The sequence below is a fragment of the Colwellia sp. MB3u-45 genome (assembly GCF_014077005.1).
Lineage (GTDB): Bacteria > Pseudomonadota > Gammaproteobacteria > Enterobacterales > Alteromonadaceae > Cognaticolwellia.
The window spans coordinates 1-15,840 of the sequence record NZ_JACGVC010000033.1; the positions used below are offsets into that span (position 1 = coordinate 1).

The 15,840-nt window shown below is 38.1% G+C and carries 10 protein-coding genes and 2 tRNA genes; 6 read left to right on the forward strand and 6 right to left on the reverse strand.

Annotated features, from left to right (window positions below):
* Positions 1–733: 733 nt before the first annotated feature.
* A complete protein-coding gene (gene glnS / locus H4J41_RS00665; protein ID WP_182135542.1) occupies positions 734–2,416 on the reverse strand; it encodes a glutamine--tRNA ligase in 1,683 nt (560 codons plus the stop codon).
* A gap of 286 nt (positions 2,417–2,702) precedes the next feature.
* Here glnS and H4J41_RS00670 point away from each other — a divergent pair, with 286 nt between their 5' ends.
* Both H4J41_RS00670 and H4J41_RS00675 read left to right on the forward strand, forming a co-directional pair.
* Positions 2,703–3,647 (forward strand): alpha/beta fold hydrolase, encoded by a 945-nt coding sequence (locus H4J41_RS00670; RefSeq protein WP_182135541.1) that lies wholly within the window; start codon positions 2,703–2,705, stop codon positions 3,645–3,647.
* A gap of 113 nt (positions 3,648–3,760) precedes the next feature.
* Positions 3,761–4,798 carry an energy transducer TonB gene (locus H4J41_RS00675; RefSeq protein WP_182135540.1) on the forward strand — a complete coding sequence of 346 codons (1,038 nt, stop codon included), beginning with the start codon at positions 3,761–3,763 and terminating at the stop codon, positions 4,796–4,798.
* 269 nt (positions 4,799–5,067) lie between these two features.
* Here H4J41_RS00675 and H4J41_RS00680 read toward each other — a convergent pair whose 3' ends face one another.
* A complete protein-coding gene (locus H4J41_RS00680) occupies positions 5,068–5,622 on the reverse strand; it encodes a DUF4136 domain-containing protein (protein WP_182135539.1) in 555 nt (184 codons plus the stop codon).
* A 781-nt stretch (positions 5,623–6,403) separates the two neighbouring features.
* On the opposite strand from H4J41_RS00680, the gene H4J41_RS00685 reads away from it, so the two are divergent.
* Together H4J41_RS00685 and ilvN are read left to right on the forward strand one after the other, a co-directional pair.
* A complete protein-coding gene (locus H4J41_RS00685; RefSeq protein ID WP_182135538.1) occupies positions 6,404–8,128 on the forward strand; it encodes an acetolactate synthase 3 large subunit in 1,725 nt (574 codons plus the stop codon).
* Entirely contained in the window at positions 8,128–8,628 is a 501-nt protein-coding gene (gene ilvN, locus H4J41_RS00690; protein ID WP_182135537.1) for an acetolactate synthase small subunit, read from the forward strand. Before H4J41_RS00685 ends, ilvN begins: the two co-directional genes overlap by 1 nt.
* A 362-nt stretch (positions 8,629–8,990) precedes the next feature.
* Here ilvN and H4J41_RS00695 read toward each other — a convergent pair whose 3' ends face one another.
* The 4 genes from H4J41_RS00695 to rlmKL are packed head-to-tail and all read right to left on the reverse strand — an operon-like array spanning position 8,991 to position 15,071.
* On the reverse strand, positions 8,991–10,772 hold the full coding sequence (locus H4J41_RS00695; protein WP_182135536.1) for a DUF3466 family protein: 1,782 nt from the start codon (positions 10,770–10,772) through the stop codon (positions 8,991–8,993).
* Positions 10,773–10,797: 25 nt separating this feature from the next.
* Positions 10,798–12,699, reverse strand: a complete 1,902-nt coding sequence (locus H4J41_RS00700; RefSeq protein WP_182135535.1) for an ATP-binding cassette domain-containing protein — start codon at positions 12,697–12,699, stop codon at positions 10,798–10,800.
* A gap of 3 nt (positions 12,700–12,702) precedes the next feature.
* Positions 12,703–12,933: a glutaredoxin family protein gene (locus tag H4J41_RS00705; RefSeq protein WP_182135534.1), complete on the reverse strand. Its 231-nt coding sequence runs from the start codon at positions 12,931–12,933 to the stop codon at positions 12,703–12,705.
* An 11-nt stretch (positions 12,934–12,944) separates the two neighbouring features.
* Positions 12,945–15,071, reverse strand: coding sequence for a bifunctional 23S rRNA (guanine(2069)-N(7))-methyltransferase RlmK/23S rRNA (guanine(2445)-N(2))-methyltransferase RlmL (gene rlmKL, locus H4J41_RS00710; RefSeq protein WP_182135533.1), 2,127 nt, complete (start codon positions 15,069–15,071; stop codon positions 12,945–12,947).
* Positions 15,072–15,428: 357 nt separating this feature from the next.
* Between rlmKL and H4J41_RS00715 the strand changes: the two genes are divergently transcribed.
* Positions 15,429–15,505 (forward strand) — tRNA-Met (locus H4J41_RS00715).
* Between the two features lie 60 nt (positions 15,506–15,565).
* Positions 15,566–15,642, forward strand: a tRNA-Met gene (locus H4J41_RS00720).
* The last annotated feature ends 198 nt before the right edge of the window (positions 15,643–15,840 follow it).

Genomic DNA, 15,840 nt, shown 5'->3' on the forward strand with positions numbered 1-15,840 from the left:
TTTAATTTTTCAGTTAAAAAATAACAGTTAATTTAAAAAAAAGCTCATAAGGATTGCCTTATGAGCTTTTTTATTTTTTATTACTTAATTTACTAACATCGCGGATAACTATTTACTAAGCTCCATGTAAGTTGAATTTCAGTCCATCACGTTAAATCAAATTTAACCATGCTCGCCACAAATGCCGATAAACAAAAATTCCCGCGGCAGATCTGAGTTAACCCATCAGATTAACCACTGGCTAAACGTTTGACGGACTAAAGTCCGACCTACAAAAAAATCGCCACACGCTGCGCAATCACCCATAAATTTTATTTGGGCCTTTGTAGGTGCAATTTAACTGTACTCGCCACAAATGCCGATAAACAAATAATCGTTGCAGATCAGAGTTCATCCATCACGTTAACCAATGGCTAAACGTTTGACGGACTAAAGTCCGACCTACAAAACAATCGCCAAACGCTACGCAATCACCTGTAAGGTTTATGTTGGCATTTGTAGGGTGGACTTCAGTCCATCAGGTTAAATGCAATTTAACCGTGCTCGCCACAAATGCCGATAAACAGATAACCGTTGCAGATCAGAGTTCATCCATCACGTTAACCAATGGCTAAACGGTTGACGGACTAAAGTCCGACCTACAAAACAATCGCCCTTTAAGAATATACTTTATAACCTAACAACCCGGTTCTTGAGCAGAGCCATTTATTAATAGCTAAATAGTAACTAACCACTAGTCAGAAATTTTTGCCCAGGTATCACGTAAACCTACCGTACGGTTAAATACTAACTTACCTTGTTCTGCATCCTGTGCTGATATCTTATTGTCTAAACAGAAGTAACCTTGGCGCTCGAACTGAAATGCTTGCTCAGGCTTCGCCGTTGCCAAATATGGCTCTACTTTCGCGTTAGTAATAATAGTCAAGGAATCAGGGTTCATTACACTGTGAAAGTCTTCTGCTGCACCTGGATTTGGTACAGAAAACAAACGCTCATACAAACAAATTTCTGCATCAAGACTTTGCGCTGCCGCAACCCAATGAATAACACCTTTAGGCTTAGTGCCATCAGTGGGATTTTTACCTAAAGTTTCGCTGTCATATTGGCAATAAACTGTCGTTACCTTGCCGTCTTCATCTTTATCGCAACGCGTGGCGGTTACTACATAAGCACCACGTAAACGTACTGCTTTGTCTAGCACTAAACGTTTATATTTTTTATTAGCTTCTTCACGAAAATCTTCCGCTTCAATGTAAAGCTCTTTAGCAAATGGCACAATACGTGAACCAAAGCTCTCATCGCTAGGATGATTTTTAACATTAAGGTTTTCAACTGTATCAGCAGGATAGTTTTCAATGACTAACTTAATCGGGTCAAGCACTGCCATAGCACGTGGGGCATTGTCATTTAAGTCTTCACGAATACAAGCTTCTAAAACGCTCATTTCAACCGTGTTATCCATTTTCGTTACGCCAATGCGCTTAGCAAATTCACGTAACGAGCCAGGCGTAAAACCTTTACGACGAAAACCAGCGATGGTCGGCATACGAGGATCATCCCAACCACTGACTAATTTCTCTTCCACAAGGTTGTTTAGCTTGCGTTTACTCATCACGGTATATTCGAGATTTAAGCGTGAAAACTCATATTGACGAGGGGTAGTTTCAATTGAAATATTATCGATAACCCAATCATACAAACGACGATTGTCTTGAAATTCTAGCGTACATATTGAATGCGTAATGCCTTCAATGGCGTCTGAAATACAATGAGTAAAATCGTACATGGGATAAATGCACCACTTATCACCGGTTTGATGATGATGAGCAAATTTAACCCGATAAATAATAGGATCACGCATGCACATGAAGCTTGACGCCATGTCGATTTTAGCGCGCAGCGCACACTGTCCTTCTTTGAAATCACCTGCTTTCATTTTTTCAAATAAAGCCAAGTTCTCTTCAACTGAAGTTGCACGATAAGGGCTGTTTTTTCCAGCTTGCTTTAATGTGCCACGATATTCACGTGTTTCTTCAGCATTTAAAAAACAAACGTAGGCTAAACCTTTTTCGATAAGCTCAACGGCATAACCATATAAACGATCAAAATAATCTGAAGAATAATGAATATCACCGGCCCATTCAAAACCTAACCATTTAACGTCTGCTTGAATAGAATTTACATAATCAATATCTTCTTTTTCAGGGTTAGTGTCATCAAAACGCAAGTTACATAAACCTTGGTAATCTTGAGCAATACCAAAGTTTAAACAAATTGATTTCGCATGACCTATGTGTAAATAACCATTTGGCTCAGGTGGAAAACGAGTTTGTACTTGGCTATGCTTGCCACTAGCAAGATCGGCATCAATAATTTGACGAATAAAATTTGTTGGACGGTTTTCTACTTCCGACATCCACAGAACCCCTAAAAAATAAAGTTTAAATAATATAATTAACGATATTATATCAATAGAATTAACCAGAGCCCACCTAAAGAATATATATTCTGTGATGAAAGGGAAATATAATCGAACTTGTCCACTTAAAGGATGATTTTCACCCTAGCTCTCACTTAGTTAACACCAAGGCTTATACCCTGCTTAATATCATCAAAAGTGTAATACCTAGGCAAAATACATTCACATCCGATCAGTATGTTGCTATGTTATTTACAATTCTCCTTTATCGTTAACAATATTAATGTCTGAATGCTCATCTTTTGAAACAATGCTTTCATCTAACAGTTTACTACTTGAAAATACTCAACAATGGCAACAAAAATCTAACAGCGCAATGACAGTAAATGGTTATTATCGCGCGGGTGCTAAAGACGCTAAACGTATTCACTTGTTACACGGCACTGGCTTTTCAGCCATGACCTTAGCCGCCATGGCATCACAATTACCCAAAGACTGGTCAATTTGGTTAACCGATGTACCCGGTCATGGCTATTCAACACAGCCAACTACGCACATGCCCAACTGGCAAAAAATGGCCAATACCATCGCTGATGCCATTTATCTTCAGGCTAATGTTAAAGAAAATGGTCCTTTGGTGGGTATTGGACATTCAATGGGCGGTGTTATAACGCTACTAGCCGCCGTTAAATATCCAGATTTATTCAGCGAAATTATTTTACTCGATCCCGTGTTATTTCAAACTGAAATGATTATAGCGCAGCAACTCATGCGGGCAACTGGCGCATGGCGGAGAAGCTCATTAGTCAAATCGGTCGCTAATCGCACAGCAATATGGCCAAGCTTGACTAATATGAAAGAAAATATTGCTGGCAAATCTTTTTATAAAGCTTGGCATCCCCAAGTAATAAGTGATTATTGCGAGTTTTCTACTCATGTTAGTCATCAAGACTCAGTAACGCTCAGTTGTCAGCCAAGTTGGGAAGCGTCAATTTTTGGCTCTTATCCAAAGGGACTCTGGCGAGCGATATACAATATAAAGATACCCGTAGAGATATTAATGGCTAATAAAAGTTATTTCTTTATTCCAAAAGCAGTTAAAAGAGCAGCAAAAATCAATAAAAATATTCAATGGCAAAAATTTGGCCGACATCACTGTTTTCCTATGGAGCAGCCCTTAGAAACAGCAAAAGTTATTACTGATTTAATAACCTCAAAACACGGGTAGTTAACTTATTATCTTGCCTAATTTTTTCAATAGCTTAAGTGACAAAAATATATTTTGAAGATATCATCTTTGTGGTCACTTAACTTATATTATATATATACACGGATGTTCAAATGAAAAAAATTATTATTAAGTTCTTACCCGCCCTCTTACTTTGCAACAGCGCAGCCGCTATAGAGCTTTCTCAGCTTTTAAGTACCTCAACTGAACCCACGCCCAAAATTAGAGTTGAACCTAAATACCCAATTTCTGCTGCACGTAACGGTCGTGAAGGTTGGGCTACATTTAGCTTTGTCATCGAAAAAGATGGTAGTGTTTCCAACGTGATCACGCAAGAAACATCAGGCAGTAAAGATATTACCTTAGCGGCTAAAAAAGCAGTCATGAAGTGGCAGTATCAGCCAGCCATTGAAAATGGTGAACCAATACAGCAATGTGTTAATAGTGTGCAATTTGATTTTAGAATGCATAAAAATGGCACTAAAAAGGTCACCCGCCGATTTAACAGTTTGTATCACAAAACGAAAGCTGCCTTAGCAGAAAAGGATTATGTAAAAACAAAAGCGCTGCTGAGTAAGTTTACAAAGATAGAGTACATGCATTTATCAGAGCATAATTTCTTGCAATTATTAAATGCCGAATACGCAAAAGCGATAGGCAACGATGCTATGCAACTTGCTCATTTGAAAAAAATAAAAATTGCCACTGATGATAAAAATACTGAATACGAATTATCATTATTAGCTCAACGCTTTGTATTAGAACTCCAGCTAAATAAATTTAAAAATGCTTATGACATTTATAAAAGAATTGAAAAAAATTCCGTTGCAAAACCTTATTTAGCACATTATCAAGCATTGATTAAACAAGTTGATGAATTTATTCATTCAGAGAAAGAACTTATTGTTGACGCCGATATTCGCAGTGATGACTACTGGCATTATGCCTTAGTACGAAATGAATTTACCCTGACCAACATCAAGGGTAAGTTAAACAAAATTGATATTCGTTGTGCTAATAAACGTCATGTTTACTCCATTGAAAACAATAATACTTGGAAAATACCCGACGCTTGGCAACAATGTCATGTCTTTATTTTTGGCGAAAACAATACCAAATTTAACTTGATTGAGCATCCATTTAAAGTCTAAGTAAAATCAATACAGCTAGCGATGTTTTTGACATGGTTAGCTTATACGTGAACAAGCAATGTTGGATTACATCATCTAGCATTAACGGTAAAGGCCCAAGTATACATATGATGATTCGTGAGCCTAGCGGTAATCGCATCGAGTTTGCCTATAGCCCAGCAAAATAAAAGTAACACCAACAGAGTATTCAAATTTTTTAAACAAAAAAAGCGCAGATCATCTGCGCTTTTTAAAGAAGTTATTCGTTGCTAAGTGCTAAGTAAGGTTAACTAAAACTGAGCAACAACCTGTTCAATAACCATTTTAATGGCTTTACTTGGGTTGTCTTGTTCAGACGACTTAATGCGCTTAACTGCCCATCCGTGCCATACCGGTTGGTGACTTTTGACATCATATACATCTATTGCCAACTTTCCTTCAGTAATATTTCGCACGCGCGTGTCAGTACCCATGCCGCCGTAAAAACGACTGCCCCACATAAAGCTGGTGCGATACATCACGGGTAAAGAATCAACTTTTACTTTATCTCGACTACCCATGGTATATGAAATGGTGAAGTCAGCCTGCTCTACATCATTAACTAACTGATAGCCTTTAGCGATGAAAGCTTGTTCAATGGCATTATCAATTCTGACTTTCATCACAGGGTTAGCATCAACAGACTCCGCTAATATCTTGCTCTTGTTCAGCCAAGCAAATGTTTTATAATCTGTTGTAGTAATCTCACTATTACGATCAAAGTCAACTCTAGCTTGCTGGTTTGATACACAGCCAGCCATTGCACCAACAAGTGCTAACATTATGATTAGTTTATTTTTTAACATAAATCCTTCCAAATAACTTTGATGTATTTAAAACTTAAGATACAGCCTATCATAAAAATGTTAGTCCGCTGCTGAAAAATGTCATTACATTACTCTACTTACATAATAATAAAAAATAACCACTAATAACAGATCACTTACCAATAAAATTATTAATTTAACGATAAAGTATAGATAAAAAAATAATAGTATTTTAATAACTCAACCTAACTATTAATACCCGTTTTTTTAATTAGTTGCTCTACTTTGTATCCAGGAACAACAGCTAAACACAAGGCGTTTATTTAATAACTCGTTGTTCTAATTATTAAATAAATAACGCGCTAATAGGTTGTTTTAACGATGAGAAATAATCATAAAATTAGTGAGATTGCTATCAGTAACCTTGCACTATTAAGCAACGCAAACCTAATTATATGGCCAGATTAATTACAAATTAATGACCAAGTTTTATTTGTAATTCGTAAAAGTAGTAAATATTTATCAGAAATAATCAGAAATTATGAACTTTACATTGACACATCTAGACAAACCCCTTAAAACTGTAGTCATTACTTTTTACACAAATAATTTTTAACATGAACTTCGTCAATACGCTACTATCTCTCCTCATTCTCGTCTTGGTCTCAAAACCAAAGCGTGGGCGATATTGTGTGTAAAAATAAAGTAAAAAAAATAACAACAATAAACCCTCGCTCTGAAAAGAACGGGGGTTTTTTTATCGCTATTTATTTCAATTGATATTATTAACAACAGATTTTTTTTATTATAGGAATTACATATGACAAAAGAGCAATTCTCAGGTGCCGAACTAGTGGTGAAAACCCTAGCAGCACTTAAGGTAAAATATTTATTTGGCTATCCCGGAGGTACTGTATTAGATATTTATGATGCACTCTTTCGACAAGATGATGTTGAGCACATTCTTGTGCGCCATGAACAGGCTGCTACTCACATGGCAGACGGTTTTGCCCGCGCTACCGGTGAAGTAGGCTTTGTATTAGCTACATCAGGGCCAGGTGCTACTAATTGTATTACCGGCATTGCAACCGCGTATATGGACTCTATTCCTATGGTGGTACTTTCAGGCCAAGTGCCTACCGGACTGATTGGAGACGACGCCTTTCAAGAAACCGATATTGTTGGTTGCTCTCGCCCAATAGTAAAGCATAGCTTCAACTGTCGAAGTGTTGTCGACATACCTAACATTATTGCAAAAGCATTTTATATTGCCAGTACCGGTCGACCAGGTCCTGTGGTTATCGAGCTACCTAAAGATATTTTAATGCCACAACACACTGCAGAGTTTAAATTCAGCGCTGAAGTGAACATGCGCTCTTACAATCCAAACGTGAAAGGCCATCACCGTCAAATTAAGAAGGCGGTACAGGCAATAAGCCAAGCAAAACGTCTTGTGGTTTATGCTGGCGGCGGCGTAATCATAGCGAATGCAGCAGAGTTACTGACTGAATTAGTTGAAAAACTTAACGCACCTGTGACCAATACTTTAATGGGATTGGGTGCTATATCAGGTTTACATGAAAACTTTATTGGTATGTTAGGCATGCATGGTAGCTTAGAAGCGAATAGAGCCATGGCAAATGCCGATGTTATTCTCGCTTTAGGGGCAAGGTTTGATGACCGTGTTACTAACAATGTGAAGAAATTTTGTCCAGATGCCACCATTGTGCATGTTGATATTGATCCCACCTCGATATCTAAAACTATTAATGCTCATATCCCTGTTGTTGGCTTACTTGATATTGTGATTAAACAGTTGCTTGTTGAACTGGAAGAAAAGCAATTTAGTGTTAACAAAGAAGAAAACCAAACATGGTGGCAACAAATTGCACAATGGCGAGCAGTTAAAAGCTTTAGCTACGAACAAACTGATGGCGTAATAAAACCACAGCGTGTTATTGAATCCATGTATAAGGCAACACAAGGTGATGCCTACGTATGTTCTGATGTTGGACAGCACCAAATGTTTGCCGCGCAATACTATCCGTATGCGAAGCCACGTCAGTGGATAAATTCAGGTGGTCTAGGCACTATGGGCTTTGGCTTACCTGCTGCAATGGGCGTAAAACTAGCCTTTCCTGATAGCCATGTTATCTGTATTACCGGAGACGGTTCAATACAAATGAACATACAAGAGCTATCAACTTGTTTGCAGTATAATTTATCTGTGGTCATTATCTCATTGAACAACCGCTCTTTAGGCATGGTGCGTCAATGGCAAGATATGGTCTATGGTGGACGTCATTCCTCTTCTTATATGGAATCTTTACCCGACTTTGTTAAATTGGCTGAGTCCTATGGACATGTAGGCATGCAAATTAATAAGCTTGATGAATTAGACGAAAAAATTCAAGAGGCTTTTGCGATTAAAAACCGACTGGTTTTTGTCGATGTACTCGTTGATGAAAATGAGCATGTCTATCCGATGCAAATACGTACTGGTGCTATTGATGAAATGTGGATCAAAAAAGGAGTGAAAAGCTAATGCGCAGAATCTTAGCCGTATTATTAGAGAACGAAGCAGGATCACTTTCACGTATTGTCGGGTTGTTTTCTCAACGAGCATTTAATATTGAAAGCTTAACCGTTGCCCCCACTGATGATGATAGCTTATCTCGTATCACTATTGTCACCAAAGGTAATGACAAAATACTTGAGCAAATAGTTAAACAAGTAAATAAACTTATCGATGTTATTAAAGTAACTGACTTAACCGAGCGAAGTCATGTCGAGCGTGAATTACTACTGATTAAAGTCTTGGCAATGAACGAAAAGTCACGCAGTGAAGTAAAACGTATAACTGATATCTTTAGAGGCTCTATCATTGATATTGGTAAGCAAGTTTACACCGTTCAACTGACGGGTAATGCAGAGAAAATCAATGCTTTTATCTCCACACTCGCCAACGAAACAGAAATCATAGAATCAGTGAGATCTGGCTGTGTCGGTATTGCTCGCGGTGAAAAAGCATTGAGTGTGAAATAATAAGATACTTTGCTACATACACGATCTTAGGGGACTTTACATATCAAATATTTATATCAAATATTTGATATGTAATATAAAATTTAACTTGATGGACTAAAGTCCAACCTACATTGAACCTAAATAGACCCTACGAATGATCATGTAATCTTGGGCGATATTTTTTAGGTCGGACTTCATCCCGTAAACCCTTTAGGGAGCGCTCAATCTAATTAACCTACATAGGTCATAAATATTGTCTACATATCACCCAAATATGGCTTACGCGTGAACATGTAGCATTGGGGAATTTTTTTAAGATTCAGAACTAAAAAACCCGGTAACAAAATATGTTACCGGGTTTTTAAAAAGCCTAGGCTTATTTATTGCTTAAGCTTTCTCTTCCATGTCAATCTGCGCGCTAAACCGGCAAACGTTAACAATAAAATACTACTTAAACCAAAACCTGCACCTTGACGTTCTACTTTCTCTTCAACGGCACTACAATCTTCAAGCTCACCCGCTATAGGCTGCAAGGTTACTGCACGAACTACATCTTCAAGTAGCTGTTCGCCTTGCTCATCCAGCATTAACTCACCTTTTGAATCACGACGAGGCACTCTGATCAATGCGGTTGCTGAAACTTCATTGGCATCATTAATGTCACGTGCTTCAATAATCGTATAATCACTACCACAAGCTAAAAAGTCGTTAAGATCGGTAAAAGTTTCACTAGTAATATCATATAAAAAACCATGTGTTCTTCTCGGGGTACTAGTGTTGTCGTTATGCGTTTCAACCTCACCTTCACCTACTATTTTACCACTTTCATTAATAGCGCGAGCTGTACTCGAACTACCGTTGAAAAAATCTGTTGGTAAAATCATTTCCATCGTTTCAGCATTGGTATCAACATGATAAAACTTAGTTCTTTGATTACCATTAATAAAAGCATTGACATGCCCTATTGCTATACCGGCATCGTTAATGTCATAGGTACGCGAATCAAAGTACTTGCCGTGATCCTCAGTAAAGTCCATAACTTCACCGTTTTTATATACTACTGCATATATACTGCGGCGTTCTCTTGCACTGGGTTCAGTTACATTTTCATTAACCCAGCCATGAGCATAACCAACCGCTACACCTTGATTATTAATAGCTTGAGCATAGTTAGTATATTCACGTACATCATCAACATGAGGAGTAACTAACTGTCCTAATATTTCTGAGCTAATGATACCTTGTTCATCAATTGACCATTTTATTGCTTCAGTATTATAAACCTCAGCAATAATCTGCTGCACACAGACTTTAAACGGTAAATCAGCAAGTATGTCTGGATCAGCACAACCACCGGTTTCATCGTTGATAAAGTCAATGGCATTTTGATCAATACTCGTACTAGCATAGCCAACCGCAAAGTGAGATTCACTAATATCTAATATGGCTGATTCACCACCAAAACGTTGTTCTTCAGGTAAATCTGTCTCACTAGGAGGAATGACTTCGATGATACTGGCTCCACCGTCAGACGAGAAAAAACCACGGGTGGTAAATGCACGTAACCAGTGTGTTACTTCTTCAGCATCACTTTTAGTAAAATCAAGCGGTAAGTAAGGCGCTGAGGCATTGCCATATACCCAGCCTTCGTTGGTAATGCCACTAATAAATTCTTTTGTCGAACGGGTAAGAATATCTGTATTAGGAATATTTTCATCAAATACATTAAATAATTCTGTTTGACCATTAAAGTTAGTCATGGCAAAAACATCACCAACTTCTTGATAAAGGCTATTACCGGCTCTTGAACTTAAAAACCTTATAACCCATGAAAGATCATTAGCCGTTGGATTACCTGCGCGTAAAGCCACTTCATCTTCAATATTAACTAAGTCGTGCACACCTTCATGACTTCGCTCAGCTAAAAGAACGATAAAGTCATAGTCTTCTTCGTCAAGATATTGAAACTGCACGGGAAAGTTATAGATGTCAGTGCCAGAAATAGCAGCTTCACCGTTATTATTTTCCTGTTGTGAATAAGTGTATTTTAATGAAGAAACATTACCTTTATCAATAACTTGGTAAGTTGCAGCATTAACCGCGGATAGTCCTAATGCACTAGTGATACCTAATGCTAAAATTGATTTTACAAATTTGTTCATGTAACTACTAAACTCACTTTTGTTATTAATCATCTAATTCTTGCCATCTAGCGTAGGCAACTTCGAGTTTTGACTCATCTATAGCTAACTGGTTCAATATATTATTACTTTGCTCTTTGCTTTGACTAAAAAAGTCAGCGTGATTAACTTTTTCCTGCAAGTCAGCAATTGATGTTTCAAGTTCATCAATAATCCCAGGTAAGTTTTCTAACTCAGTTTTCTCTTTAAATGAGCGTTTTTTCTTAACCGGGGTATTAACCTTGCTATTGGCTTTTTCAGCCACGGCGACTTTAACAACGGCTTTAGTCGCTGTTTCACGTTGCTTCTCTTTATAAGCTAAGTAATCATCAACATCATCATAGCCACCAACGATTTGTGAAACGTGTCCGGTACCATCAAAATACAAGCAACTATTGACACAGTTATTAACAAAGTCGCGATCATGGCTAACTAAAATAACCGTTCCTGCGTAATTTGCAACGACTTCTTCCAATAGTTCTAAGGTTTCAATATCCAAATCATTGGTTGGCTCATCCAAAATCAATAGGTTACTGGGGCGTAAAAATAACCGAGCAAGTAACAAGCGATTTTTTTCACCTCCCGATAAGGCTCTAACCGGTGTTCGTGCCCGCTTAGGACTAAAAAGGAAGTCTTGCAGGTAACCTAATACATGTCGTGGTTTACCGTTTACCACAACTTCTTGCTTACCTTCACCCACAATTTCTTGCACGGTTTGGTTCAGATCTAAGGCTTCACGATGTTGATCAAAATAAGCAATATCTAAATTAACACCTGAGCGCATTTTACCGCTGGTAGCTTCAAGATTGCCCATAATCATTTTAATCAAGGTCGACTTACCCGTACCGTTAGCACCAATAAAGGCTATACGGTCATTTCGGGTGATCAATAAATCTAAATTTTTGATAATAACTTTATCATCAAAAGCGATAGTTATGTCTTCCGCTTCAAATACCAACTTACCTGAACGGTCACCTTGGGTGATATTCATCGTACTTTGATTGCGAACCTCGCGACGAGCTTGGCGTTCGCCTCTAAGTTTTTCAAGTGCTCTTACTCGGCCTTCATTGCGTGTACGACGCGCTTTTACACCTTGTCTGATCCACACTTCTTCTTCTGCTAGCTTCTTATCAAATAGCGAGTTTTGTTGTGATTCAACCTGCAAGTCATGCGCTTTTTGCTCTATGTAAAGATCATAATTGCCTGGGTAGCTTTTCAAAACACCACGATCAAGGTCAATAATACGTGTCGATACGCCACGAATAAATGCTCTATCATGACTAATAAAAAGTATCGTGCCAGCAAAGTCTTTTAAAAATGACTCTAACCATAAAACACTTTTAATATCTAAATGGTTAGTGGGTTCGTCAAGCAATAAAATATCAGGTGCGGTCACTAAGGCCTTAGCTAACGCGACCTTACGTAACCAACCACCTGAAAGGTCACAAATTTTATCATCCGGGTTCAGCGCCAAGGTTGTCATCACTTGCTCGATACGCTGTTCATCTTGCCAAGCGTTTGCCACTTCAAGTTGATCTTGAACATTGGCTAATTTATTAAGATTTTTGTCTGATGGGTCTTCAGTAACATCATGAATAATCGCATGATAACGCTTAATTAAATCTGCATTTTCCTTTACACCTTGTGCGATATGATCAAAAACACTGATATCTGAAGTTTCTGGAGGATCTTGCTCTAACATCGCGACTTGCATAGTGCTAGATTTAAGCACTTGGCCATCATCTAAGGTTTGAAAACCCATTAATACTTTCATTAATGTCGATTTTCCAGCACCATTTCTACCGACTAAACAAATTCGTTCGCCGGTTTGTACACTCAGATCCGCTTTATCTAAGACTTTGTCTTCGCCAAAGGCTAATTCACCTTGGGAAATACGAATTAATTCCATAAACTACAATAACTCCAAAACTTGTGCTTGTTCAAATGGCCAAAATAATTTTTCTTGGCTCGAAAGACGCTCTAATACAGGAATGTGAACACGATACAGCGTAACTAGCTTATCATCATCGAGTATATCGACCACGCAAATATCTGCTGCTGGCATCACGGCTAGGCATAATGCCAAAGCCTCTTCACATAAATGACAGCCTTCGCTGCCATAAAGATTAAATTTTACCGACATATTAACTCACCTTACACCTTACGTGTAATCAACCAACTGTTATGAATATGCTTGTTGCGTTGAAAGTCTTTATCTCGTGTTTTCTCGCTTATTTCTTGCACTTGTAAATTTAAGGCAGAAATAGCGTCAAAATCCATTTTAAAATTACGCTTATTATTGGTAAAAATTAACTCACCACCCGCAGCAAGTGATTTTACTCCATCAGTAATTAAACTGATGTGATCACGTTGCACGTCAAAACTTTCTCCCATGCGCTTTGAATTAGAGAAAGTGGGTGGGTCAATAAACACCAGATCAAATTTTTGCTCGTTTTTCTTCAACCATTGCAAACAATCCGCTTGAATAAAGTCATATTTATGACCACTGAGATTATTCAGTACAAAATTATCTTGTGCCCAACTTAAATAAGTTTTCGACATATCAACCGTGGTTACCGTATCCGCGCCATGCAATGCCGCTTGCAAAGAAACCGAACCTGTATAGGCAAACAAATTCAATAATGATTTACCCGCTGATTTTTTCGCCACAATTTGGCGGGTTTTACGGTGATCAAGAAACAGCCCGGTATCTAAATAATCCCAAAGGTTTACTTTTAATTTCGCGCCATATTCATGCACCACCATAGATTTTTTGGTTTGTTCAACCCGTTGGTACTGATCTTTGCCCTTTTGCTTTGCCCGCGTTTTAATAATAACTTTATCGGTAGGAACGCCAAGTACCTTAGGGGCAAAATAAACCACTTCTTGTAATCTTTTCGCCACTTTCTCAGGCTCAATAATGGCGGGCGCCGTGTACTCATGAATAACCAAGTGATCGCCATAAACATCAACCGCTACATTATACTCAGGAATATCGGCATCATATAAGCGATAACATTCTATGCCTTCTTGCTTAAGCCAGCCTTTCAAGTTTTTCTTATTCTTTAATAAGCGATTACCAAAGTCTGAGTCTTTACCATCAAATTCAGTATCAACATTACTGCTCGACACTTGCTTATCATCTAAATTATAAAGTGCAAATTGACAATCTAATGGGCCATTTTTAAACTTATAACGTTTTAAAGTCACCATTTTCATCATGGCTAACAATTCAGCATTGGCAGTTAGAACAGCCACTCGCCAGTTAACAAAATGAGATTTAAACTTCTGCCCTAATAAAGCAAAGCTTTCTACCAGTTCAGGTAATTCACCTATTCGTTCACCGTAGGGTGGGTTAAATAAGATAGTACCTTTAGGACCAAAGGCATTTTTTATGTCATTAGCATTTTTACACGAGAATTCAATAAATCTTTGCACGCCGGCATTTTTAGCATTTTGCTGGGCGGTTTGTAATACTCGGCTATCAAGGTCAAGACCAAATACTTTAGTTTTAAGCTGCGTTAAACCAACATGTGATTGTTCAATGGCAGCAGACCTTGCTGATTTCCAAGCGGCAGGCTGATGCCCTAACCAAAAATCAAAGCCCCATTGCGCTCTATCAATGCCAGGTGCATAACCCGCTGCCATTAATACCGCCTCTATCACTATAGTTCCTGAACCACACATAGGGTCAACTAAAGGCTTAGAGGTATCTTCTAACCAACCAGAACGAGTAATGATAGCGGCCGCTAAATGTTCTTTTAATGGCGCAGCACCCGAATGCTCTCGATAGCCCCTTTTAAATAAGCTACGGCCAGAGAAGTCTAAATAAATAACAACTTTTTGCTTTAACAAACGTGCTTGAAAACTTACCTGTGGCGCTGACTTATCAACTGAGGGACGTTCTTGGTTTAAATCGCGAAAATGGTCAACAACCGCATCTTTAACCGTTAAGGCACCAAATTGACTATTTCTGATTTCATCGCTTGTACCAACAAAATCAATCGCAAAGGTATTATCAACGGAGAACATTTCCGACCAAGTAATTGACTTTGCTACCGCATAAAGCTCATCTTTATTGCTGGCGTCACCTTCAGCCAATTTCAGCAGTATGCGAGTGGATAAGCGACAGCGTAAACAAATGTGATACGCATGTTCAATCGTTGAAGTGAAATAAACGCCCTCAGGCTTTTGAACAACTTGTTCGGCTTTCAAATCTTTAAGTTCTTGCGCCAGTAATATTTCTATACCTGGTGAGGTTAATGCTAAAAATTGCTGCATATAGGTTTCCCAATCTAATTTATGCCGCGATTATAAACAAAGACACGTGCTACTTATAGGTCTTTTACAAATTAGCGCAAACTATCTAACAATATCTGACAAGTTAAGCGCTGTTTATTTTAAATTCAGCCTAATTTCAACTAATCGTCTGAAATACGAGTCATTCACGCGTAAAAAAACAACAAGTCATAAATAAATGAAATTAATCGCTAAAAAAAGCATAAAACATGTTGCAAATAAGATGATGTATCCTTATTATACGCCTCGCTTTAAGGCAAGCAGTCAACCGCCACTTTAAAGCATTCTTAAGCTAGAATTAAAACAAGCTGTCTTGGCTAATGTATTAAGCCATTCGGACGCGGGATGGAGCAGTCTGGTAGCTCGTCGGGCTCATAACCCGAAGGTCGTAGGTTCAAATCCTGCTCCCGCAACCAATTCTTAAGTTTGAATTAAAACAACTTGGCTTGTTTAAGTGTTTACTTAAACCATTCGGACGCGGGATGGAGCAGTCTGGTAGCTCGTCGGGCTCATAACCCGAAGGTCGTAGGTTCAAATCCTGCTCCCGCAACCAATTTTATATACACCTCTAATATATCTATTTTATATACTCTTCTAGTTTATCTAAATTCGACGTTATTTTAATTTAACAACGATTAAAACTTCATATACGACTTAAATCTAATAGTAGCTAAATACAGCTAGATCAAAATCATCCTACTGATAACTTAAATTTAATACACTCACTGCAATTTTTAATAAATACTTTATT